This window comes from Paenibacillus andongensis, from assembly GCF_025369935.1.
GTDB classification, from domain to species: domain Bacteria; phylum Bacillota; class Bacilli; order Paenibacillales; family NBRC-103111; genus Paenibacillus_E; species Paenibacillus_E andongensis.
Window position 1 is genome coordinate 6,389,064 of the sequence record NZ_CP104467.1, and the last position, 24,358, is coordinate 6,413,421.

Here is a 24,358-nt window from a genome sequence, read left to right on the forward strand (position 1 = left end):
GAAATAGGCTCCTTACTACTTATTTCAAAGTAGAAATCGGGATCTGAAAATATATGATCAAAAATATACTAGTCACAAAACAGAACAGCCATGCCCATAATGGTTTCGTATCATGCAACCTTAACCCAAAAAACATGAAAATCCAGACGAGAATAGACCAACCCAAATTCCATCCATTATGGTAAGACAACAGCTTTACATACAGAAATATACTTTCAATTAACACGAAAGAACCGGCCCAAACGATCATATAAACGATTTGCTTAAGCAATCGCGAATGGTATGGATAGTGTGAAAGATAAAGTAATACGATTGCTGGGAAGTTTGTAAACGCAATCAAAAAATCAGCTATTGTATGGTTAGGCGCTAAAAAAGCCTTATGAAAATACCATAAAGAGTGATTATACAATAAAATACTAATCATAAAATCAACACATATGGTAAAAATGAGGGACGAGTAATATTTCCTCCAATTTCTCCAATCCCCGAAACGCCAAGCAGCAATAAGGCAGAAAAACGAAAGAACTAAAGGCATATACGGAGCAACAACAGCCACTGCTTTACCCATCTAATAACTCCATTTCAAAAAGATACAAACGATTATTTATATATGATTTCCACAAGTAGAAAAAAAATAAGTTTTCTTCTTAAGTAAAAATGAAGAGCCAACCTGAGTTGGTTCCCCATTTTAATGGTAATCCTAACGATTGTTGCATATTCTTCAACATCCATAATATAACATAACACTTCGTTCTATAAACAGTACTCCTTTGAAACAACCGTCTTGAGTCCGTTGATACTTGTGATTCGCAATGAATGCACATCCACTAATCAACAGATCCATTTGAATGGACAAAGAGACAAGTTTGCAATAGCAACTTGCCTCTAACCCTTTAAAATATGAATCAAAATCATATCTTCTCACTTAAAAAATCGTTCCTTAGACAAGAGGTGCATTAATCAATGTAGCGAAATTAAATTGGTGCACATGACCATCATTTAGCGTAGTTTGGCCTGTAACAAAATGTACGTGTTTGCCCTTCCCGACTGAAATAGCAGGTCCCGTTCTAATCTTTTTCAGATTATGAAAATGGTTTAAGAAATCCGTATGCGTGAGATCAATTTCGTGGACATGACTTGTTCCTACCCGAATCGCTTGCCCTGTAACACCAGCAAAGCGATGGTTATGTCGATCAGCGCCTTCTTCAGCTAGTTTCGTACTACCTTCAAATTCATGTACGTGCCTCTGTACGACTAATGCTGTTCTTCTCTTTATTGTTAGCTTTTTCTTCTGCATCCGTTGCATGCCTCCTTAAGATGATGTCGCTTCACAACATCCTATTAAGGAAACCAGAAATGAGTGCTAGGTAAAAATTAATTTACGGACCTTTATCTTTTAGATTGCGCCCGCATGAATCGAATCGACAACCAGTTTTTGCTGCCCCATAGCGGAACACATAATCACCTTTGCGTGGCGAATAAATCGAATAATTTCTACGACTTCATGATCGCTTCTGCCTTCTGCCATTACCTCATAATTCAAGTTTACGAGAATATCTTTGTTCATGGATTAAAAGTGTACAAAAGTTCATGATAATCTAAGCTATACTAGTAAAATATGCTACACTAGACTCGTACAGCACGACCTTGGGTGCGGCATTTCTCCAGAAAGGAGGAGGATGCCATGGAAACTTTCCAAGCGATTATGATTATGTTTGCGTTCGGAATGTTCATTCTGGCGCTGCTAACATATATCGATAAAAGAAAGTGACCCACTTCTAGGTTGGTCGCCTTAGTGGGTCACTTCTGCACGTATTCAGTTACTCAGGAGAATCTCACCCAGTCTGTTACTTACGACGGACCGCGAATCCGTCTCTAACTATATTTTACTGTAACATATCCCTTATATTCATGAAATAAATGTTCTAATCAAAATCGTATCTTTGCTCCTTGAAGGGATCTCCATACATATGGTACCCATTCCGCTCCCAAAACCCCGGCTTATCCTTCGGCATAAACTCGATGCCGCGCAGCCACTTCGCGCTTTTCCAGAAGTACAGATGCGGCACGACCATGCGAACCGGAGCCCCATGGTCAGGTGTCAGCAGCTCACCATTGTGTCTGATGCCCAGAAAAGATGTCTCACGAAGGAAGTCCTCGAGCGGAAGATTCGTCGTCCAGCCATGCTCCGCATGCAGCATGACATGGGTTGCTTCCGGCTTCAGCTTCACTTTGCTCATAAGCTCAGAAACAGCAATGCCTTCCCATACATTGTCCAGCTTGGACCATGTAGTTACGCAGTGAATGTCGTTTGCGAACTCTTTGCGCGGAAGAGCCATGAAGTCTTTGTACGAGATCTGGAACTCCTCCTCAACTAAGCCAAAAAGACGCAGATTCCATTTGCTCATATCATTATAGTAAGGCACGGATCCGTAATGAAGCACAGGCCAGCCTTGTGTCAGCGTTTGGCCAGGGGGAACACGGTCATTCTGTTCCTGCGGCTTTTGCCCAAATAACATGAGATAACCTCCATCCTAATATAGGGACCTTTGGTTGGGACCAAAGTCTCTCCTTATTCGGAACGTTTGGTTGGAGACCAAAGTCACACTTTACTAGTCGTTACCGATGTAAGATGCATATTCAGCTGGCGTTAGTAAGCCTTCCAAAGCTTCAGCACCTGTAACTTCGACTTCAACCATCCAACCTTCACTGAATGGTGCACTGTTTACCAACTCAGGTGAACCTTCCAAGGAACTATTTACTGCTGTTACTTTGCCCGAAACAGGCGAGAAAATATCCGAAACCGTTTTAACCGATTCCACACTGCCTATGCTTTCATTCGCGGTAACGGATGTTCCGACTTTAGGAAGCTCCACAAACACAATATCCCCCAATTGATCTTGGGCAAAATCAGTAATGCCTACGCGAACTACTGTATCCGAAAGCTTCTCTACCCACTCATGCTCTTTGGTGTAAAATAAATTGGCTTGTACTTCACTCATCGTTAAACGCCTCGCTTACCAGCAAATTTTGCTTTTAGCTTAATCTAATGGGAACATCAAAGTCAAGGTGGTCGCAGTAAATTTTGCCAACACGGCCGGACTAAGGCGGCAAGTCTCACTTTTCAAAAGTTGCAGTTGACAATTCACACCAATTTGGGCACATAATAATATTATAAATTAAATTGAATATTGGCGAATGATGGTATAGGGAGAGACCGCAGGGCAAGCTCGCGGCGCCGAAGGAGTAAGCCCAAAGCGGTGAATCTCTCAGGCAAAAGGACCTGTATCGGACGCAACTCTGGAGAGCTTCGAATTTCCGCGAACAGCGGGAAAACGGACACCCAAGGGGAAACTTGACGGACGTTTGGTCCAGCGAGGTAACTCTCAGGTATAAAGGACAGGGCAAAAGGTATGTTTGTGTTGCATACTTTTTGCTCTTTTTTGCATTTTCCGGCTTATATTTCGGGCAAAATAGCAATGTCAACAATCGAAGGTGAGGTTACGAGCATGCTAAAACGAACACCGCTCTTCCCGATTTATGCGGAGCATGGAGCGCGAGTCATTGATTTTGGAGGCTGGGAGCTGCCCGTGCAGTTCGCTGGTATTCAAAAAGAGCACGACGCCGTCAGGCAGCAGGCCGGGCTTTTTGACGTGTCCCATATGGGAGAAGTCCGAGTAAACGGAGAAGACGCCCTTCCTTTTCTGCAAAAAATAACAACGAATGATGTATCCAAGCTGGAAGCTGGCCAATGCCAATATAGCCTTATGTGTTATCCGACTGGTGGCGTTGTAGACGATCTACTCGTTTACAAACTTGGTGAAAACAACTACATGCTGGTCATCAATGCATCTAATATCGATAAAGATGTGGAATGGATGAAGCAAAACCTCACGGGCCGTGTGGAATTAGTCAACATTTCAGATGAAACGGCGATGCTCGCGCTGCAGGGACCGCAAGCGGAACTGATTTTAGCTAAACTTACAGAAGCGCCAATTCAATCCTTGAAAACGTTTCGCTTCCTTCCTGAAGCGGATGTTGCCGGGATTAAAGCACTCCTATCTCGTACCGGATACACAGGGGAAGATGGCTTCGAGCTCTATGTAGATCAAAAGGACGCTGTAAAGCTGTGGAAGCTGCTTCTTGAAGCAGGTCAAGAGCAGGGACTCGTACCAGCAGGCTTAGGCGCTCGTGATACCTTGCGTTTTGAAGCTCGTCTCCCCCTTTACGGGCAAGAGCTTTCCAAGGATATTACACCGCTAGAGGCTGGACTTTCATTTTTTGTGAAGCTGGATAAGGGAGATTTCATAGGTCGTGACGTGATCGCTGATCAAAAGGCAAACGGTACACCTCGCAAGCTCGTTGGCATCGAAATGGTCGAACGCGGCATTCCGCGTCCGCATTATGCCGTTTTCAATACGGATGGTCAACAGATCGGTGAAGTCACGACAGGGACACAATCTCCTACTTTCAAAACGAATGTGGGCTTAGCTTTAATCGATTCCGCTTACAGTACACTGGGCACGGAATTGAATGTTGAGATTAGAGGGGCACAGGTCAAAGCCAAAGTTGTTGCTACCCCTTTTTACAAAAGAAAACCTTAAGCCATTCGTCTCTAGAGAGGAGCAAGCCGCCATCATGAAGCACCGCTATTTGCCAATTACGGAACAGGATCAGAAAGAAATGCTGGAAACCATCGGCATCTCATCCATGGAGGAGATGTTTCAAGATATACCTCAGAAGGTTCGCTTTCAAGGCGAACTGAACGTGTCGAAGGCGCTGGATGAGCAAGGACTGCTGCGCTATATGCGCGGTCTGGCGGGTCGCAACGCCGACTTTGACCGGTATGCCAGCTTCCTCGGCGCTGGCATCTACGATCATCACCTTCCGGTGGTGATCAATCATGTCATCTCGCGCTCAGAGTTCTACACAGCGTATACGCCCTATCAACCGGAAATCAGCCAAGGCGAGCTGCAGGCGATTTTTGAGTTTCAGTCATACATCTGTGAGCTCACCGGCATGGCCGTAGCGAACGCCTCGATGTACGATGGCGCAACGGCGCTGGCGGAAGCCGGCGCCTTGGCTAGCGGAGCGACGAAGCGCAGCCGACTGCTCGTCTCAAGAGCGGTGCACCCGGAGGCGCGCGCGATCCTGCGCACGACCGCCCGCGGGCTGAACTTGGAAGTGGTCGAGATCGGTCTCACGCCAGAGGGCGTGACCGACTTCGAGGACCTCACTTCCAAGCTCAGCGATGACGCGGCCGCCGTCATCCTCCAATCGCCGAATTTCTTCGGCTGCTTGGAGAATATCGGGGCCGCTGAGCCCCTCGCGCACGGCGCGGGCGCACTGCTCGTCGTGAGCGCGAATCCGCTCACGCTCGGGCTGCTCGAGGCGCCGGGCAAGCTCGGCGCTGACATTGTCGTCGGCGACTGCCAGCCGCTCGGCATCCCAGCTGCGCTGGGCGGGCCGACGTGCGGCTACTTCGCCGTCGCCGAGAGCTGGATGCGCCGCATGCCTGGGCGCATCGTGGGCCAAACCGTTGACCGCGATGGCAAACGCGGTTTCGTCCTTACGCTCCAAGCGCGGGAGCAGCACATTAGACGTGAGAAAGCCACGTCTAATATTTGCTCCAACCAAGCGCTTCTCGCGCTTTGCGCATCCGTGTACTTGTCCACGATGGGCAAGCAAGGCATTCAGGACGTTGGCAAGCTCAACGTCCAAAAAGCCCATTACGCGGCAAACCGCCTAGCCGCGTCTACGAAAATCTCGCTGCCATTCGCAGGCAGCTTCTTCAATGAATTTGCCGTCAAACTGCCGGACGGCACGAACGTGCAGGAGCTGAACAGTAAGCTCCTGCAGAAGAACATCATCGGCGGCTACGACCTCGGCCGCGACTATCCCGAGCTCGCCGGTCATATGCTGATTGCCGTCACCGAGCAAAGAACGCGCGAAGATATCGATACCTTCGCAGCTGATCTGGAGGAACTCGTATGAGCGAAAACAACGTGAACGTGAAATCAGACGGCAAAGCGCTCATCTTTGAAATGAGCCACCCAGGCCGTGTCGCCTATTCACTGCCTGAATCCGATGTGCCAGAAGTTAATTTGAATGACCTCCTGCCAGCCAAGTTTAGGCGCCAGAACGAACCTGACCTGCCAGAAGTATATGAAGTAGACGTCATCCGTCACTATACGGCGCTTTCACGTCGCAACTTCGGTATCGACAACGGCTTCTATCCACTCGGCTCGTGTACGATGAAATACAACCCAAAAATCAACGAAGACGTAGCCCGCTTCCCTGGCTTCGCCAAAATACATCCGTACCAACCGGAAGAATCGCTACAAGGAGCAATGGAGCTGCTCTACAATCTCCAAAATGACCTTGAAGCCCTCACCGGCATGGACCGCGTAACCCTACAGCCTGCGGCTGGCGCTCATGGCGAGTGGACCGGACTGATGATGATCCGCTCCTACCACGAGAGTCGCGGCGAGAAGCGGACCAAAGTCATCTGTCCCGACTCTGCACACGGCACTAACCCTGCCAGCGCCACTGTTGCCGGGTTTGAAACCATAACCATCAAATCGGGCGAGCGCGGCCTCGTGAATCTTGATGAGCTTCGCAAAGCCGTTGGTCCCGATACCGCCGCTTTAATGCTAACGAATCCGAACACACTCGGCTTGTTCGAAGAACAAATCATCGAGATTGCTGAGATCGTGCATGCCGCAGGCGGACTGCTCTATTATGACGGCGCTAACGCCAACGCCATTATGGGCATCACTCGCCCCGGCGACATGGGCTTCGACGTCGTGCATCTCAATCTGCACAAAACCATGAGTACCCCGCACGGCGGAGGCGGACCTGGAGCAGGCCCCGTTGGTGTCAAAGAAAAGCTGATCCCGTTCTTGCCCACTCCACTCGTTGCAAAGCGCGAAGACGGCAGCTTTTATTTCGACTACAACTACCCGCAAACGATCGGCCGCGTCAAAGGGTTCTACGGCAACTTCGGCATCCTCGTCCGCGCGTACACATATATTCGTACACTCGGTCCAGAAGGATTACGCAAAGTGTCCGAGTATGCCGTCTTGAATGCGAACTATATGCTTGCTAGACTGACACCATACTTTGATGTGCCTCACCCCCGCTTCTGTAAGCATGAATTCGTGCTTTCCGGCAACCGCCAGAAGAAGCTCGGTGTACGTACACTCGATATTGCCAAAAGATTGCTCGATTTCGGCTATCACCCGCCAACGATCTACTTCCCGCTCAGCGTTGAAGAATGCATCATGATCGAGCCTACAGAAACCGAAAGCAAACAAACCTTGGACGAATTCATTGACACCATGATCGCCATCTCCAAAGAAGTCGAGGAGAACCCGGAACTCGTCAAAAATGCTCCCTATACCACCGTCGTCAGCCGTATGGACGAAGCGCTTGCTGCCCGCAAGCCTGTCCTTAACTGTTCTTGCGGATAAATAGCCAAGATAAAACAAACCCGCCCTTCAAGCTGTTTCAGCAGCTGAAGTGGCGGGTTTGTTTTATCTTCCTATTTGCACTATCCCTTTTACTCAGAAAAAAAGAGTAAAAGATTTCGCACTGCTTTATTATAGATGTATATAGTACGAAGTCGGTAGCGAGGCGGGATCGTATCTTTCGGGAACGGTTTTGTTCTCGTTGTTCGAGTCAGGATAGTTCTTTGTATTTTGGGTAGTTCCGTACAGATACGAAAGTTCTTATTATTCCGTTGATTCAATTATTTTTTCTTATCTTCTCTCGATCCCCTTCAGTCCTCTCAGAAACATGATTCTGTGCAGTCTACAAAATTTTCTCATAAGCTTCTTCGAACATGAACAAAGGGGATAGTGCACACAGAAACTCTCTATCTAGACTAACTCCCCTCACCAAGCTTTATCCTGAACCAAAGGGATAGTGCACATAGACACTCTCTATCAAGACTAACTCCCTCACCAAGCTTTATCCTGAACCAAAGGGATAGTGCACATAGACACTCTCTATCAAGACTAACTCCCCTCACCAAGCTTATCCTGAACAAAAGGGATAGTGTCTGCAAGGTTAAAGTTATAGAAATGCCAATATCGATCCTATTCACTTATACAAGCATGATCCCTGAATATCTTGCATATAACGTACGACAGTGAACGGTCGCAATACAAGCGCGGCAGAACTGTGCTTATGTATTATTTTAGAGGAGCGTTTTTATGACCAAACCATGGTTTTATCGGCTTTTATTCTCCTATTTGCCTGTATTTTTCATGATCACATCCGTGCTCATTGTGCTTATTATTCTTTCGATTAGCCAACTGTCCAAAAAAGAAGCTGAAAATGCCAATAAAACGTATGCTTTACATATCATGCAGTCGGTTGACTATGCCTTGAAGACGATAGACGAATATGTGATCAAGGAGCTGCAGACAAATCAGCGGATTGACCAGTTTTTTGACAACAGATTTGAGGGAAATCCTTATTACTCGGCTTATGAAGTCACAGAATTGATTCGCGGGATGATGAATTACAACAAGTTTATTGATTCGGTTTATTTTTACCGGGTTTCTGACCGAATGGTCATTAGTCCAAACACGATGATAACGTCAGACCGTTTCGGCGATAAAGTATTTATTGAAGAAATGATGAAGAGCCCTTCTCAGTATCAGTTGACGAATCAGCGGATCTTTAAAGAATTTGCGGAAATGGATCAGCGTAAAGCCGTCATTTCTTTAGTACGAAAGATTCCCCTGTTATCCGGGCAAAAAGGTATCGTCGTTGTCAATATCAGTATGGATTCTATTGCAAGAATGGTCGGTGATATGTCCAATTCAAAGATCAGTTTCATCGAGGTATATGATCCCGAAGGTAAACAGCTGATGGCATCCGAAAACGGAGATGGAGCAGCAGGATCTAGGAAAAGAGGGTCTGAGCTGACCCGAATCCATTCAACTTATACAAACTGGGAATACCGAAGCGGTCTCAAGGATGACTATTTATTTACCTTCACTTCAGTATTCTCCTATGTATGGATCGGATTGGGACTAGTTATGGTTGTTCTCGGCGGGATCTGGATGACCTATGTGACATATCGCAATTATCGGCCGATTAAGTTGATTATGTCCCGTATCCATGCTTATTCCGAACTGAAGTCGATGGGCGCCCCTGGCAAGAAACAAGACGAATTCCAATATATTGACAGGGCCATAGGCAACCTCATGGAGTTATCCAGCCGCTATGAGAAGCAGCATGAGGAAGATATCGTATTCCGGCGGCGGCACTTTTTCAAAGAATGGCTGGAAGGCAGCCGGGCGGTCGATTATGAAGATTGGAAAGCCGAGATGAATCGGCTGCAATTGCCTTCTGGCTTCGGTCAGCTTGCTGCAGCGGTCATCGAGATGGATAAGTATATGGAAGTATGCCGAATGTTCTCTCAAAAGGATCAAGAACTGCTCAAATTTGTACTAAGCCGTGTCGTTTATGAAACGGCTGAACCGCTTGGCCTGACTGTATGGGCGGAATGGACGGCTACACACAGGCTAAGTGTCGTGATATTTGCTGATCAAGATGCCAAAAACAGCGAGAAGCTCGCGGCCAATTTGTGTGAGAATGTACGCTTCTGGGTCGAGCAGCATCTGCATTTCCGCATTACGCTCGGTGTCGGGCATGTGGTTGGACAAGTACAAGAGCTCGTTCATTCTTACGAGGCTGCCATCCATGTTCTTCGTTTTAAATCGACCTTAGGAACGAATCAAGTCCTGTATCATTGGGAATCCGAAGCGTCCGCCGAGAAGGAAATGTATAAGCACTTGCCCCTGGTCAAATCACTTGCTCAGTCATTTCGCTTGGGGGACAAGGGTTGGAAGCCGGCCTTGGAGCAACTTTTCACCGAATTAAAAGTCGGGTTATTCTCCTACGATGAGATCCGCAATCTAATGAATTATTTGGTTTATCATTTACACCGGGAGATGATGGAGCTTTCAGCCGACATCCAAGAATTGTGGAACGTGGCGCTGCCTCAGCTGAATGAAGTTATTGAACAGTTCGATACGATCGAAGACTTATATGCAGCGTGGTTTCACATGTTAGAGGAAGTATCCCAGCGGATGGCAGCTATTCGCGAAGATAGAAGCACACATGCGGTCATGACCCAGGTTCGCTCCTACGTGGAGACCCATTATGCAGACCCAGAGTTATCGCTTACCTCGCTAAGCGAGCGGTTTCAGCTTCATGCCTCGCATGTCAGCCGTGCCTTCAAAGAGGAGTTTGGCGAAAAATTCGTCGATTATCTCGTTAAGATCCGGATGGAACAAGCGAAAAAGCTTCTCCAAAGCAGCCGTGACTCCGTCCAGGATATCGGGAGCATGGTTGGATACACGCATGCGATATCGTTTATACGCGCCTTCAAGAAGTATACCGGCGTCACGCCCGGCGATTACCGTAAGCAAGAGTAATTATGCCATTTTTCAAGAAAAGTATATCGTTAATTGTTGTTTATTCCACTCTGCATCACATCCGCTAAAGCCTTGTACAGCAAGGAGTTTCAAAAGAGTTTATTCGCAAATTCATGTATATTGAGAAGGATTGCACCTCTAGGGTACATTGATTCCATCGACGGCAAGGGAGCAAATGATGGTTCAATAATTACACTAAAGGAGGTGACACACGATGCCACATACACCGCTAGACAACATTCAATCAGCCCCCATGATTTCTACACGAAGATTTACCCACCATGCCGCTAAGTCGCAGCCCCGTCGTCGTTTCAAGCAAAATATGCCGCTGTTGATTATGTTTGTACCGGTGATTACTTACTTTATTATCTTTCGATATTTTCCAATATTAGGAAATATTATTGCCTTTAAGAACTATAACTTGATGGATGGCATATGGGGAAGCCCATGGGTCGGCCTAAAGCATTTCAAGGCCCTTTTCACCCAACCCCAGACGCTGACTATCATCCGCAACACCGTCACATTGAGCTTATTAAGCATTGTCGCTGGATTCCCATTTCCGATTATCATTGCCATCTTACTGAATGAAGTTCGCGCCATGCGGTTCAAAAAGATTGTACAGACGCTGATCTATATCCCTCACTTCTTCTCTTGGGTTATTGTCGGGGGTATCGTCGTTACGATCTTTTCCCAGCAATCCGGTATCGTTAACAAACTGTTGGAGCTATGGACGGGTCACACCACTGCCTTCTTGTATCAGGAGCATAGCTGGATAGCTATCTTCCTCGGATCTGGGATTTGGAAGGAAGCCGGCTGGGGAGCGATTATCTATCTGGCTGCACTTACCTCAATCGATACGCATCTGTACGAGGCTGCCAGCATCGACGGTGCGTCCAAATGGAAGCAGATCTGGCATGTCACGCTGCCCGGCATTCGCAGCACGATTATTCTCATGCTGATTCTAAGTATGGGGAATGTCATGGAAGTCGGGTTTGACCATGTGTACACGCTCCAAAATGCAGCTGTTTCGGACGTCTCGAATGTCATCAGCACCTATATCTTTATCGTGGGTGTCCAGGGAGGACAGTTCAGTTTAACGACGGCGGTCGGGTTGTTTGAATCTCTGGTCGGCTTCTTCTTCGTCGTCCTTGCGAATCAACTTGCCCGTAAATTCGATCAAGGACTGTGGTAAGAAAGGAGCCTCCCCATCATGAAACCAACATGGGATGAGAAAATCTTTTACACGATCAATTATATGTTCCTTGGCCTTGCAGCTCTAAGCTGCGTTCTTCCTTTGATGCATATCGTATCTTTATCTCTAAGCAGCTATCAGGCAATTGTCTCAGGGCATGTAACCCTGTGGCCGCAAGGCTGGACTGTAGAAGCGTACAAAGCCTTATATGTTGGCACGAATATGGTCAAAGCCTTTCGTAATAGTGTCGTAATTACTGTTGTAGGTGTTGTGCTAAGCATGTGGCTTACGATCATGGCGGCATACCCGTTAGCCAAGAAATATTTCTATGCGCGTCGCTTTTTTACACTGGCTATCGTATTTACTATGCTGTTCGGAACACCGTTAATTCCTCTGTTTCTGATCGTGAAAAGTCTTGGCTTACTGGATACTTACGGCGCTATATGGATGCCCGGACTGATCAGCGCTTTTAATATGCTCGTGCTTCGGACCTTCTTTATGAATGTGCCTGAAGAGCTTGAAGAGGCAGCACGCATGGATGGCTGTGGCGAATGGAGACTTCTCACACGGATTATTCTCCCTTTATCCCTGCCGGTCTTGGCTACGTTGACTTTATTCTATGGCGTCGGCTATTGGAATTCATTCTTACATGTACTTATGTTTATCAATGACAGCACACGGATGAATTTGGCGGTTATGATTCAACAGATGGTCGCCAGCCAATCGATTCTTCAAGAGCTTAATTCCGTGAGACCAGATGATTTGCAGCAAATGACACCCGAATCCATCAAAGCGGCGGGAGTAATCGTACTCATTGTACCCATGCTGATCGTTTATCCATTTTTGCAGAAGTATTTTGTTAAAGGTGTCATGATCGGCGCGATCAAAGGATAACACGAAGGGCAAAACATGCTAACTTGAACTATTTTAGGAAACGAATTATTTAAGGGGGGTATATCCATGTTTATTTTACGCAGGGTTCATTGGAAAGCTCTAGTGTCCACAATAGCTTGTATCGCCGTATTGGCAGGCTGCTCCACCGCCAAAGTCAACGATCCAGGGACATCGACAAGTCCGAATGCGACCCCAGCCCCGGCAACCGAACCTGCTAAAAGAGGAGCGATTAACGTTTCCGTCTATGATCGGGGCAACATTCCTCCTGAGGAAGGCAACTGGGATAAAAACCGTTGGGTGGATTGGATCAACAAGAACGGTCCTGTCGATGTTAAATATACCCCCGTTCCCCGCTGGGAATCGTTCCCTAAATTTAATGCCTTGCTGGCTTCGGGAAGCGCGCCGGATTTGATACTGGAGTATGATGCCAACTACAGAAACAGCTGGTATTCGCAGAAACTGCTGATGCCGATCGATGAGATGATTGACAAGTACAGTACGAATTACAAGCAAATTCTGGAGAAATACCCGCTGCTGCGCAAGATTGGAACGAAGGAAGACGGCAAATTGTATGAAATCGGACGTTTGAATGTCGTGGCCCCGCATCATCGTCTCTTAATCCGTGAGGATTGGCTCCAGAAGCTGAACCTCCAAGTCCCAACGACAACTGAAGAATTGTACAACGTGGCCAAAGCATTCGTGAATCAGGATCCGGACGGCAACGGTAAAAAGGATACCTTCGGTATCAACCTGAGCGGCGTCGGCTTCTCCGTGATCAGTCACATCTTCGGCCGTTCGATCGATTGGGCCGAGCAAAACGGCCAATTCGTACATGATTGGGATCGCCTCCAGGCATCCGTAGAATTCCAGAAACGTTTGTTTGACGACGGTTTAGTCGATAAGGATTTTCTCACTGATAAAAACGGACAAAAAGGCATTCAAGATTTCATGAACGGAAAGTTAGGAATTTTCGCGATCGACAGTGCATGGTTTACCATTTCGAACTATGAAACTTTGAAGAAGAACAACCCTACGGCTAAGGTCATTCCTATGGCTTTACCGAAGAGCCAATTCGGGCAGTTCAGCCCGATTATCAGCACACCTGTGCAAATGGTCGGTGTCGTCAATGCCAAAGCGAAGGATCCGAAAGCGATTATGCAATATATTGACTGGATGGTGGATCCAGAGCATGCAAGCCTGCTCAAGAACGGTATTGAAGGTACACATTCGCAAAAAGGTTCGAATGGCTGTTTGCAGCCTATCGACACAGAGAAAAACAAGAAAGAACTGTACACCGACGATCTGAATATGATGAGATCCGATTTGCTGCTGGGCAAATGCGCGGAAGTGTATCTGGTGAACTTGCGCCCTGAAGTGCCCACCCAGAAAGAATTGCTTGATATCAACCTCAAATCCAAAGAAATCTATATTAACAAAGATCGTCCTATCCCTTCGCTCGGCTACGACTTCTTACCGGTCTTGCCTGATGATCTGCAAGCGATTGTCAAAAGCACAAGCAAATCCAACAACATCGATAAAGGCGATATTTGGTTGAAAGCTTTGGTCGGCGGCACGGGCTATACTGCACAGCAAGCTGTAAAGGATGCTAAGGATGTTTGGGAAAAAGCAGGCGGCAAGCAAGTCGACGATTATTACGCCAAATGGTATGAGAACAACAAAACCAAAGCATTTAGTATCGATGATTTGTACAAATTTGCTGAACAGTCTCAGAAAGAGTTGAAATAGAATGAAGGAGGAGCGGCGCTCCAAGTTAGATGCGAGCGGAGCGCCGTCTACACATGACGTGGACCCCGGATAGGATTAGGGAATCCTATTGATAATCTCATTAACCTGGAGGTAATTATGAGATCCCTACACAAGTCAAAACTCCTTGTTTCAATCCTTCTGTCGGCAATCATTGTCTCACTGCTCCCGCTCTTTCCAGCTTATCGTGCTTTGGCTGCGGGAACAGGTATTACTCAGGACTATTGGAACAATATTCCTGGCGGTAAAGTAGAACAGATTCCATTAAAGACGCCTCCAACGGGTTCGAGGTTACTCGCTAACTTCGAGACACCGAACAATACGGGGGATCTTTATGGTTCTCGCATTTACGGTTTTCTGACGCCGCCGGTCAGCGGAGGCTACACCTTCTGGATTGCAGCAGATGACAGCTCCGAGCTATGGCTGAGTCCGGATGGCGATCCTGCGCACAAAGAGAAGATAGCGTCTAATACCGTCTTCGCCAAGCCCAGAGAGTGGGAGAAATCCCCAACTCAGAAATCTGTGATCATTCCGCTATCCAGCGGGAAAAGATATTATATCGAGGCGCTGCACAAAGAAAACACCTCGAATGACAATTTGGCTGTCGCCTGGCAAGGACCGGGCATTGCCCAACAGGTGATACCTGGCACTTACCTGACACCTTATGTGCTGCCTGATGCACCGACAAATCCTGTGCAGGACGACACAGCGAATACGTTTGGGTGGACGCCCGTTCCTGGTTATGCGAATATCGCTGACTATGAATACAGCACAGATCGCGGTTACACTTGGCAAACCGTAATAACGAACCCGCTTCAACTGGACAATATCAATTACACAACGGGACAAATACAAGTTCGGTTGAAAGAAACGACAGCGCAGCCTGCCGGAAAGATCCTGTATTCAACCGCCTTTTACACGCTAACTACCGTGGAACAGCCTGCGCCGGTTTATACGATGCTTTGGAAAATCGGGCTTGATAATCAGCTGTCGACTGAATTTAGCGATTATAAATCAACACCCATCGAGTCCTTCAGCCTTCCTTCCGACTGGTCCACTCGCACAGATTGGAGTTCGGTATCTAAAGGACTAAAGCTTAACCGCAACGGTTCTATGGTTATTACTTACAACTTGTCTGCGATCCCGGAGCATGGCGTGCAGTTCAGCTTCAGGAGCTTGGATGCGTATGTATCCGTTCCGCAATTAGCTGTATTTTCCAATGATACCATGGCCGGTTTAATCCAAATTGTCGGCTTGAGCGGAGGAAATACAACTCGGAAATTTAAAGAAACCTACGAGCTTTATATCCCGAAGGAAATGCTGAAAGTTGGATCTAATGAATTGAAGCTATCTTTGGATCGAGGCTTGTATGCAGGAACTGAAGGTGATGACTATCATTGGTTTGAATGGGATTATGCCAAACTTGAGGCATTAGGAGCTCCGGCTGCGGAACCGATTCATGGGCGGTATACCCATCTAGGAACAGCGCTTGTTTCACATGTGTTGAAAGACCGCGATCTGCAAACGATGGAAGTAACGAAATGGCTTGGACTCGCCTACAGCGGAAACGTCATTCGTTCCAGTCAATTCTCGCGGGAATGGTTGACTGCCTTGCGTGATTTGAATTTGGCACCCGTTCTTCTGCCATTCGGAGCCTATATCAAGGATCCTGAACTTTCTTCGGGGGTTGTCCCTGAGAAGCTCAAAGAGTACTACAACAATCTCATTGCAGAAAATGGGGATTTGTTCGAATACTTGGAGCTTGATAATGAACCCGGCGTGTTCAACAATGCCTTTGCCGCCGACTTGGCTCTTGCCAAATATGTTAGTGAGCAGAAACCTTTGCTAAACCCTTGGTTGAAAGCGGTTTCCCCAGGTTGGGCTTACTGGCCCACCAAAGGAATCCCCGATGGTTGGGAGCGTGATCCTGCCTACCGCAGACAGATTGAAGACTATACCGATATGACGAACGGCCACAGCTATACCTTAAGCGGAATCTCGAGCGGTGAGGGAGGCGCTCTCGTTGAGACGTTAAAGACTTATCCTGAGTATCAGGGTGACGGATTAGCAAAGCCGATGATGATGAGTGAAACGGGAGCTAATGATTTTCATACCGACAATAACCGGTACGATACATTCACACACCGTTTTGCATCCATCTTTGATCGGGAAACGCGCAGTACCATCGGCTACCTCGATTACATCATGCAGCATGCGGCTTACTTCCGAGAATACAGCTTGCTCAAAGAGGACATCGTGATGAAATCCGCTGATGATGCCGAAGCGTGGATCAACACGAGTGATCCCGATGAAACGCGTTTGAAGGTTTTTCGCCGCTTAGCGCTAGCCTACAGTACGCATGGCAAACCGCTTCCTTATGAGTATACAAATCAGAGCGAGCTTGCCGGGAAAAAAGCTTATTTCCGTGCGGTGGATACCTCGAGTCATGGTGTAAGTAATACAGGAGCAAAATCCAATAAAATTCTGCTCAATTTTGTTAATTTTGAAACGACACCGGTCACGATGAACGTCCATGTTACACTGCCTACTAACGCCCAGTATGCGGCAGAACGCTTTGGCGCAGGCAACACGTATGCGGCTGCTCGCAGTTTTACGACCATTGACGCCGCTTCGGGCGCACAATTATCGGAAACGCTCCAGCCCGGTGAAGCCGTGCAGTTTATTTTGACCCCTTTAGAACATTCAGCACCAAGCAAGCCTACGCTGCAAGCACGGGCCGTTTCGTACAAACAAATCAAGCTGACTTGGCAGCCTTCTACGGATAATTCAGAAGTCACCGGATATAAGCTCTATGATAACGGCGTACTGCTCGCTAAGCTGCCGAAAGCCGTAACCCGTTATTCGCACCAAGATGTTAGACCGGAAAGCGCCCACTTGTATACGCTGATTGCTTATGATGACTCAGGCAACGAATCCGTACCTAGCGATCCTTTAGCCATATCCTCCTTAACCTTGCCGGCCTCTCCTTTTACCACTGCGCCTACGGGAGCTTTGCATGTTGAAGCGGAGCAAACGGAGCTGGAAGGAGTGACCCATCATGGCACATTCGTCGGCATGTACTTTACACAAGGACGAATGAACATGCTGAAACCGCCTGTAAAAGCCAATACCAATTATATTCTTAAGCTTAAATATAGTTCGGCCGCGAACAAAAAGGTCAATCTTGTTATCGACAATCAGCTGATTCGAACGCTGGATTTGCCGGGAACAGAGCCTAACGTCTATACAACAATCGAATATAACGTCATGATGCCAGCGGACATAAGCAACCTGGTGCTGTCCATCGTCAAGAGCACCGATAATGTGTTCGCTTACTTCGATTGGTTCGAGCTGAAAGAAGGCATCTTGGATGAAACGCCTCAAGCCCTCTGGACGAATGTCATTCATTCCAGTACGAATATGTATTATTCCGCTCCTACCTTCGCTCTCGGCGCCAATGGGGCCAATCTTCATGAAACGACAACGCCGGGCGATTACACAGCTATGGGCTTTAAAGGGACGGGAATCCGTTGGTATTCCGATATTGAGGCTACTTTAGGCGAGGCTGATGTGTATATCGATGATGTCCTACAGGCAACTGTGGATTTGAAAACAGCAAACACGCAAGGCGCGAAGAAGGTTGTTTTCGAAAAAACGGGTCTCCCTATGGCCAACCATATCATCAAAGTAGTCGCTAAAAACGGCCGGATCATCCATCAATCGTTCGAGTTTTTGAGTTTGGAACGCCAGCCTTTAACACCTGGCCCCGATCTTATAGTAACAGACCTTGGAACAGATCCAGCAAATCCGTATGCGGGGCAAACGGGAATTCGTTTCTATGTTACGGTGAAAAATGTCGGTATTCTCCCAACCCCAGACGGCAAAATAACGGGGGCCGTATTTGGTTTGAACGGCGGTTCTTTCGGCTACACGGATACGTATAATCAATCCATCCCAGTAGGTGGCAGTGCAACACTCTATACGAACGCAGGAGGTGAAAATGGGTATTGGGAAGTGCCAAATGGAGAAGCCACCTACCAATTAAGCGTCAATATCAATGATATCGGACGTTTCACTGAGATGGATCGCACGAACAATACCAAGGAGATTACATTCGAAGTGAAGAAGCGAAATGTCACCCCTCCAGTAACAACAGCCACAGCAGACGGTGCAACGGGGGCAGGCACCTTCAACAAACAAGATGTGCATGTTACGTTTACAGCCGTACATCCGACTATTGGTGTTGGAATCAAGCGGACAGAATACCGAATTCAGGGTGGAACATGGCAACCAGTCACAACTCAGCCGGTCACCTTCACCGATGAAGGGGTGCATCAAATTCAGTACCACTCGATTGATGTGACGAATAACGAAGAAGTGCCCAAAGATTTGATTATAGGCATCGATAAAACGGCTCCTGCTACCACGCATAATTCATTATCAGGGTGGCAGCGCACGCCGCAAACCGTCACATTAGCCGCTTATGATGCTTTGAGCGGTGTACAACAGACCTTTTACATCCTAAATGGGGGAACCGACACTCCCGGAACCTCGGTTACGGTAAACACTTACGGTGTGAACACGATACACTATTACAGTGTTGATGCGGCAGGCAATCAGGAAGCTGGTCATTCTACGGAGGTACGCTTCGATCCGCAAGCTCCTGAAATCAACATTGCCGGTCCTTTAACTGTATTTTGGACGGATCCGATTGTATTGAATGTTAGTATCACAGATGCTTTAAGTGGCGTGGCCTCATCTGTGGTCAAACTGGACGGTGCCGTTGTTAGCCCTAACATTAACCTCCAACCGCTCAGCTTGTGGCTTGGTCAGCACACGATTGAAGTAACGGCAGCAGATAGCGCGGGCAATACGACGGTACGTACCTTTGTATTGAAGGTGGTCATGGATCTCGACCATTTGGACGATCTGCTCCGTTTATTATGGAATCTAGGATATTTTCCAAATCAAAGCACTTATAACAGCTTGCAGAACAAGGTTGCACAGTTTCAGAAACTGCTAAACCAAAGTCAGCTTAAAGATCAGACTATCTTTGATGCTGTCATCAAAGATGGCAAGTATATGGATAGTACGACCGCCAAGCAGCTTCAGGATGCTGTTCTATACTTGCAGCAAAAGCTAGGGAAGTGAAAATAAGAAGAGGCATATCATCCAAAGTCATTTTTGGATGATATGCCTCTTTCCCTTTTGCTGTAAGATGCTACGGCAACCAAAAATTTCCTGCGAGGGAACGTCGATCCTCTATTTGGACGAAAAACTACGCTTCAAAACAAAAACGCCGATTAGTCCTCCAATCTATACAGACAATCGTTCCACTAATTGATGCGACTCGAGAACAAGGTCTCCACGGATGCTGCAAGCATTCGGATTGTCCAAGCTGTTCAGGAAATGCTGAACGACACCAGCAAAGCCCCGTCTTTCAAGCACCGTGTCCCAGCTGCCGAAGGAGCGTACGCGCGGCGCGGCACCTTTTTCATAAAAAACGGCTGACTCCAGGTTCGTTACTTCTACCGATCGGCCGCTGCCGTGCAACTCCACTTTTTCCAAATCAATACCAGCAAGCCTAACCATACTGTAATTGCCTAGTGAAGAGCCGAATGCCAACGTCCCTGACGCGTGGAGCAATCTGCCTGCTTCATCGACTTGTTGATTGTATGTACTCACTTCATACGGACTCTCTCCAAGCCATAACAATAGGTCCAGCATGTGAATCAGGTCATCATACAACGTCTCTTTGGCGCTATGACCTTGCTGCTTGATACGGTGCTTGACGGCTGAACACCAATCGAAGCCGCCTGCCTCCTGCAGCCATTGCTTAGCCTCGATATAAAGGGGAGCAAATCTGCGGTTAAACCCCGCTGCCAGCAAAACGCCTTTTCGCTCCGCATAAGAAGCCATCTGGGTGGATTGTGCCCAATCGTAGGATAACGGTTTATCTACATAAACAGCTACACCCTGTTCTATACTTTTCATCACCATATCATAATGGGTAGATGTAGGACTATGTACGAAAACAGCATCCAGCTCATGTGAAAGAAGCTCATCTAAATTCGTTGTCCCGTAAGGAATGCGATACTTTGCCTGCATCCGTTCTACCGTCGCCGGGGCCTGGCTCATAACTCCTGCAATTTCCACTTGCTCGTTGATTGATAAAAGAGGCAGATACACTTTTTGTGCGATATCACCTAGACCAATTAATCCAATTCTTTTCTTCATCACAATGCTTCACTCCTCATTTGTTTTCCCAGAACCATACGTCCAACCACCAGTCCAAGTACAAGTAAAACAGCGCCAACCAGAGTAGAAACACCATAGATTTGCACCCACATCGGGGTATCCGTGATCAGGGCATATACTTTTCCGCCAAAAATTGGCCCCAAGAAAGCGGCAAAGCCGGTAATAGCTGAATAAGTAGCAATATACATCGGACGTTCGCTCTTCGGTGTGTCGCCAATCGTAAACGTGAACACCATCTGATTAAACCCACCCAGCCCAACGCCAAGAACGATATGAACGGCATACAGAACAACAACCGCTGGAATGAAAGCAATCGCTCCCCATAATAAACAAGCTAGCGCAATGATCGGTAAGGACCACAGCAGCAAGGTTTGAGCCGAGTATCGCACATTTAGATTGCCCCATACATAGTAACTAGCCATCATGACTACGGTATGAACGACCGTAATTAACGAGACGGTTTCATAATTAATTTTCATCAGCTTGAGCATGACATAAGAGAAGAGCGGCACGGTTACCCCTTGCACGAATAAAAACAAAGCCAAAAAGAGAATCGCTTTAAGAAAAGCGCGATCTTTCAATGGCTTCCCAATCATCCCTACCGGATTCGATGCCGTAGATGGCTCGAAGGGTGGATTCGGATATAAACCGAAGGCCAGTATATTTAACACCACACAAACGCTGCAAATGATAAATAAATAGTTAAAGCCTTGCCCGCCTGGATAACGATCTAATATTTGTCCGCCAATGAAAAGAGCAAGTGAACTTACCCCGCCTAATATCGTGTTGCGAAGTCCAAAATATCGTCCTCGAACCGGACCCGGCACGGCATCGCTAATCAATGAGGTCCAAACGATTCCACCCGCGGCATTTCCCAAATGGGCAGCCGTATAAAGCACAATATACATGACAACCCACAGATCTTTGGGAAATAAAAAAGGAATCAAGCCCACAGAGGTCCAAAGCAATCGGTGTGAGGAAGCAAATATAAGGAGCATTCGTTTGCGGTTTCTGAATTTTTGCATGACCACAGCCATCCCGATTTGAATGATATTGACGACGGTTGTAATAGCCAACACCAAACCAATTTCAGTTGAAGTCGCTCCTAAATAAAGCAAATAACCCGTTAGAAACGGACCGCCAAGGAGCTGGAAAATAATAACCGCCGGAAATCCCTCCAACGTTGCGATGAGCAGACTTCTACGGTAGGAGGATACTTTCTTCCTTGGTTTACGTAAATAACCCGCAATTTTCATTACCATACTCGCCTCCTGATGTAATTCTTATGATGAATGACTGATCTTAAAGTTTACAAACTATAGGGCGCTTATGGTAAAATAGGACTGACTACCTAATCTATCATGTCAGGCGGGATCACCCAAATATTATGAAACCAAAACATTTTGGTCTTATCACAAGCTCATTACTCTTTTTGATTTTCATTGTACTCTCTCTTATGTTCCAGTCAACCATTTATTTGTATATCGCCAGCGTATGTCCGCTCCTCATTGTTCCTTTCCTTCCCGATATTCGCTCTAATCAGTTCATTAAGCCGAATCAAGCTAAAGGTGCTGTAAGATTGATTACAATGGAGAACAAGGACAAGGCTGATTCTGATTTTCTAGTTATCTTGTTTCAGCCAGGGTATGTTAGATGGAAGCGTGGGAAGCTCTTTTTCAATATGGAAGATATCATGAAAGATGTCTACATCAAGCCAGATCCCCTCGCCGCCACAATGACGGTGTTAAAATATGATCTATTTCTACATCGACGCAAGAAAAATTGGATCGGCATTTCCTTAGCGCAGCTTGAACAGCGCACCGAGCATCTCTCTTATACGACAGATGAAATCAACCGTCTGGTCATTCGGATGTCCGACGTGAATGAATTGCTTCAAGGGCCTGTTAATCAATCAGCTTCGGCTGGACAAAGTATTGGCGCCTAGGAAGATTAAAAAAAACACCTGTCTTGAGTTATGACCTGCCAATCATTTGGCTGGCGGTAACTCGATTGACAGGTGATTTTTTTTGTGTTGCTTCCAGTTAGGAGTCTCCAGAGGCTGTTATTTAGAGAAAATCGTGTGAAAACCTCCAAATAAGAGTCTTTGAAGACTTCTATCCTCATCAGATGATGCCGATTTCTTCCATTCTTCTGTATATAAGAGCCTTTAGGAGCTTCTATTTGCTGCAAGCAAAAGACTAGTTAAGTTCGTCCCCGCACAGATAAGCCGCTAAAGTACGAACCATGACACCTGTTCCACCTTTGGGTTCGATGCCTTTGGCCGACCATAACCAAGCCGTTCCGCCTGTATCCAGATGGATCCAAGGCGTTTCTTCAGCAAAGTAGCCGATGAACAGACCTGCTGTAATGGCTCCTGCCCAGCGATCGGATGAAGTCGCATTCTTGATATCTGCGACATCACTTTTCAGCATAGCGCGATACTCTGGATAGTTTGGCAGCTGCCATACTTTTTCTCCAGCCGCCGAGGCTGCTTGGAGAAGTGGTTTCAGGAACTCGTCATCGTTCGTAACAGCGCCAGTCGCGACATCGGCGAAGCAGATTAAGATGGCTCCCGTTAGTGTTGCAACATCAATCAGGCGATTTGCTCCCAGCTGCTTGGCGTAGGTCAAGCCATCGGCCAATATAATACGGCCTTCTGCATCAGTATTCAATACTTCCACGGAATGTCCGCTGAGCATTGTCACGATATCGCCGGGGCGATAGGCAGAGCCAGACGTCATGTTCTCCGCCGTAGGGATAACCACGACAAGGTTCACTTTCGGCTTCAGTTGACCGACGACATGCAGGGCACCGAGCAGTGTGGCGGCTCCGCCCATATCGCTGATCATTTCTTCCATGCCGTCGGGCTTCTTCATCGAGATCCCGCCGGTATCGAAGGTCACGCCCTTGCCGACGAGGCCCAGCACGTCGGCGGAGTCCGGATCACCCTTATACTGCAGGGTGATCATGCGGGGCGGGTTGACGCTGCCTGCGCCAACCGCGGCAAGGCCGCCCATCCCGCGGGCGGCTATCTCGTGCTCGTCCAGCACTTCGCAAGCGAAGCCGTAGTGCTGGGCGAGCCGAACGGCTTCCTCTGCGATGGAAGCCGGAATGAGCCTATTGCCCGGGAGGTTCGTGAGATCCCGGGCATAGTTCGTGCCCTCCGCAACCGCCTCAGCGGCTGCGATCGCCCCCTCCAGAAGCGCTGCATCCGCAGCCGCTTCTGTCAGCAGTACCGCCTGGCGCAGCTCCGCGCGCGCAGGCTCGTTCTTGCGGTACGCCGCGATGCGGTACGTACCGAGGAGCAGCCCTTCGGTCAGCGCCGAGGCGGCTGACCGGCTGTCGAACCCGCTTGGCAGCTTCAGCGCCAAGTGTTCGAACTGCAGCGCGAGCGCTTTGCGCGCTGCGAACACCGCGGCTGCGCGCAGCGTATCGCGTGACGCTGCGGGGCCGAGCCCCGCAACGAACACGTACGCGTACGGCAGCAGCCCGTGGGTCGGCAGCGCCTCGAGCTCGCCTGAGGCGCCCGTGAATAGGCCCTTTGCGCGCATGCGCTCAAGGGCCTGATCAAGCTGCGGTAGTCCCAGGACATCGTCCTGGCGCAGCTCAGCTTCACTTAGGCAGAGGAGGATGGCGTCTGCCCCCGTTTCATTATCCATCAACGACGTAAATACGCCAGTCGTTACATCTGTTATTTTAACAAACATAAGTAATTCTCCTTACCTTCATGTAGTATCTGCAGTTTCTGTTCTATTCTGTAGTTTTTGTTCTTTTCTGTAATTTTTGTTCTTTTCTG

At 47.6% G+C, this 24,358-nt stretch carries 18 protein-coding genes and 2 riboswitches; of the genes, 10 read left to right on the forward strand and 8 right to left on the reverse strand.

Going from position 1 to position 24,358, the window contains the following annotated elements; genetic code table 11:
* Window positions 1-19: 19 nt before the first annotated feature.
* The 3 genes from NYR53_RS34550 to NYR53_RS28520 all read right to left on the reverse strand — a co-directional run bounded on the left by NYR53_RS34550 (window position 20) and on the right by NYR53_RS28520 (window position 1,567).
* Window positions 20-568 carry a CBO0543 family protein gene (locus NYR53_RS34550; RefSeq protein WP_367618587.1) on the reverse strand — a complete coding sequence of 183 codons (549 nt, stop codon included), beginning with the start codon at window positions 566-568 and terminating at the stop codon, window positions 20-22.
* A gap of 372 nt (window positions 569-940) precedes the next feature.
* The gene (locus NYR53_RS28515) at window positions 941-1,297 is read right to left on the reverse strand and encodes a YmaF family protein (RefSeq protein WP_261302444.1); all 357 of its coding nucleotides are present in this window, start codon (window positions 1,295-1,297) and stop codon (window positions 941-943) included.
* Between the two features lie 99 nt (window positions 1,298-1,396).
* Entirely contained in the window at window positions 1,397-1,567 is a 171-nt protein-coding gene (locus NYR53_RS28520; protein WP_261302445.1) for a response regulator, read from the reverse strand.
* A gap of 117 nt (window positions 1,568-1,684) precedes the next feature.
* On the opposite strand from NYR53_RS28520, the gene NYR53_RS28525 reads away from it, so the two are divergent.
* Window positions 1,685-1,771 carry a putative holin-like toxin gene (locus tag NYR53_RS28525; RefSeq protein WP_171646552.1) on the forward strand — a complete coding sequence of 29 codons (87 nt, stop codon included), beginning with the start codon at window positions 1,685-1,687 and terminating at the stop codon, window positions 1,769-1,771.
* Window positions 1,772-1,925: 154 nt separating this feature from the next.
* Here the strand turns inward: NYR53_RS28525 and NYR53_RS28530 are convergent, their stop codons facing one another.
* Entirely contained in the window at window positions 1,926-2,519 is a 594-nt protein-coding gene (locus NYR53_RS28530; RefSeq protein ID WP_261302446.1) for a sulfite oxidase-like oxidoreductase, read from the reverse strand.
* A gap of 93 nt (window positions 2,520-2,612) precedes the next feature.
* Window positions 2,613-3,002, reverse strand: a complete 390-nt coding sequence (gene gcvH, locus NYR53_RS28535) for a glycine cleavage system protein GcvH (protein WP_029199263.1) — start codon at window positions 3,000-3,002, stop codon at window positions 2,613-2,615.
* A gap of 196 nt (window positions 3,003-3,198) precedes the next feature.
* A riboswitch (glycine riboswitch) is annotated at window positions 3,199-3,295 on the forward strand.
* 3 nt (window positions 3,296-3,298) lie between these two features.
* Window positions 3,299-3,405: riboswitch (glycine riboswitch) on the forward strand.
* Between the two features lie 104 nt (window positions 3,406-3,509).
* Here gcvH and gcvT point away from each other — a divergent pair.
* The 8 genes from gcvT to NYR53_RS28575 all read left to right on the forward strand — a co-directional run bounded on the left by gcvT (window position 3,510) and on the right by NYR53_RS28575 (window position 19,455).
* The gene (gene gcvT, locus NYR53_RS28540; RefSeq protein WP_261302447.1) at window positions 3,510-4,604 is read left to right on the forward strand and encodes a glycine cleavage system aminomethyltransferase GcvT; all 1,095 of its coding nucleotides are present in this window, start codon (window positions 3,510-3,512) and stop codon (window positions 4,602-4,604) included.
* Window positions 4,605-4,638: 34 nt separating this feature from the next.
* Window positions 4,639-5,994 carry an aminomethyl-transferring glycine dehydrogenase subunit GcvPA gene (gene gcvPA, locus NYR53_RS28545; RefSeq protein ID WP_261302448.1) on the forward strand — a complete coding sequence of 452 codons (1,356 nt, stop codon included), beginning with the start codon at window positions 4,639-4,641 and terminating at the stop codon, window positions 5,992-5,994.
* Complete coding sequence (gene gcvPB / locus NYR53_RS28550) at window positions 5,991-7,472, forward strand: aminomethyl-transferring glycine dehydrogenase subunit GcvPB (protein ID WP_290428967.1); 1,482 nt, start codon at window positions 5,991-5,993, stop codon at window positions 7,470-7,472. Before gcvPA ends, gcvPB begins: the two co-directional genes overlap by 4 nt.
* Window positions 7,473-8,216: 744 nt before the next feature.
* A complete protein-coding gene (locus tag NYR53_RS28555) occupies window positions 8,217-10,454 on the forward strand; it encodes a helix-turn-helix domain-containing protein (RefSeq protein WP_261302449.1) in 2,238 nt (745 codons plus the stop codon).
* A 253-nt stretch (window positions 10,455-10,707) separates the two neighbouring features.
* On the forward strand, window positions 10,708-11,646 hold the full coding sequence (locus NYR53_RS28560; RefSeq protein WP_261306556.1) for an ABC transporter permease: 939 nt from the start codon (window positions 10,708-10,710) through the stop codon (window positions 11,644-11,646).
* Window positions 11,647-11,664: 18 nt separating this feature from the next.
* Window positions 11,665-12,540: a carbohydrate ABC transporter permease gene (locus tag NYR53_RS28565; RefSeq protein WP_261302450.1), complete on the forward strand. Its 876-nt coding sequence runs from the start codon at window positions 11,665-11,667 to the stop codon at window positions 12,538-12,540.
* A 66-nt stretch (window positions 12,541-12,606) separates the two neighbouring features.
* Window positions 12,607-14,286 carry an extracellular solute-binding protein gene (locus NYR53_RS28570; RefSeq protein ID WP_261302451.1) on the forward strand — a complete coding sequence of 560 codons (1,680 nt, stop codon included), beginning with the start codon at window positions 12,607-12,609 and terminating at the stop codon, window positions 14,284-14,286.
* 117 nt (window positions 14,287-14,403) lie between these two features.
* Window positions 14,404-19,455: an OmpL47-type beta-barrel domain-containing protein gene (locus tag NYR53_RS28575; protein WP_261302452.1), complete on the forward strand. Its 5,052-nt coding sequence runs from the start codon at window positions 14,404-14,406 to the stop codon at window positions 19,453-19,455.
* Between the two features lie 165 nt (window positions 19,456-19,620).
* Here the strand turns inward: NYR53_RS28575 and NYR53_RS28580 are convergent, their stop codons facing one another.
* Both NYR53_RS28580 and NYR53_RS28585 read right to left on the reverse strand, forming a co-directional pair.
* Entirely contained in the window at window positions 19,621-20,541 is a 921-nt protein-coding gene (locus NYR53_RS28580; protein WP_261306557.1) for a Gfo/Idh/MocA family protein, read from the reverse strand.
* A complete protein-coding gene (locus tag NYR53_RS28585) occupies window positions 20,541-21,824 on the reverse strand; it encodes an MFS transporter (RefSeq protein ID WP_261302453.1) in 1,284 nt (427 codons plus the stop codon). Before NYR53_RS28585 ends, NYR53_RS28580 begins: the two co-directional genes overlap by 1 nt.
* Before the next feature lie 125 nt (window positions 21,825-21,949).
* On the opposite strand from NYR53_RS28585, the gene NYR53_RS28590 reads away from it, so the two are divergent.
* Window positions 21,950-22,507: a hypothetical protein gene (locus NYR53_RS28590; protein WP_261302454.1), complete on the forward strand. Its 558-nt coding sequence runs from the start codon at window positions 21,950-21,952 to the stop codon at window positions 22,505-22,507.
* Between the two features lie 253 nt (window positions 22,508-22,760).
* On the opposite strand, the gene NYR53_RS28595 is transcribed toward NYR53_RS28590, so the two are convergent.
* Window positions 22,761-24,269, reverse strand: a complete 1,509-nt coding sequence (locus NYR53_RS28595) for a leucyl aminopeptidase (protein WP_261302455.1) — start codon at window positions 24,267-24,269, stop codon at window positions 22,761-22,763.
* Window positions 24,270-24,358: the final 89 nt, after the last annotated feature.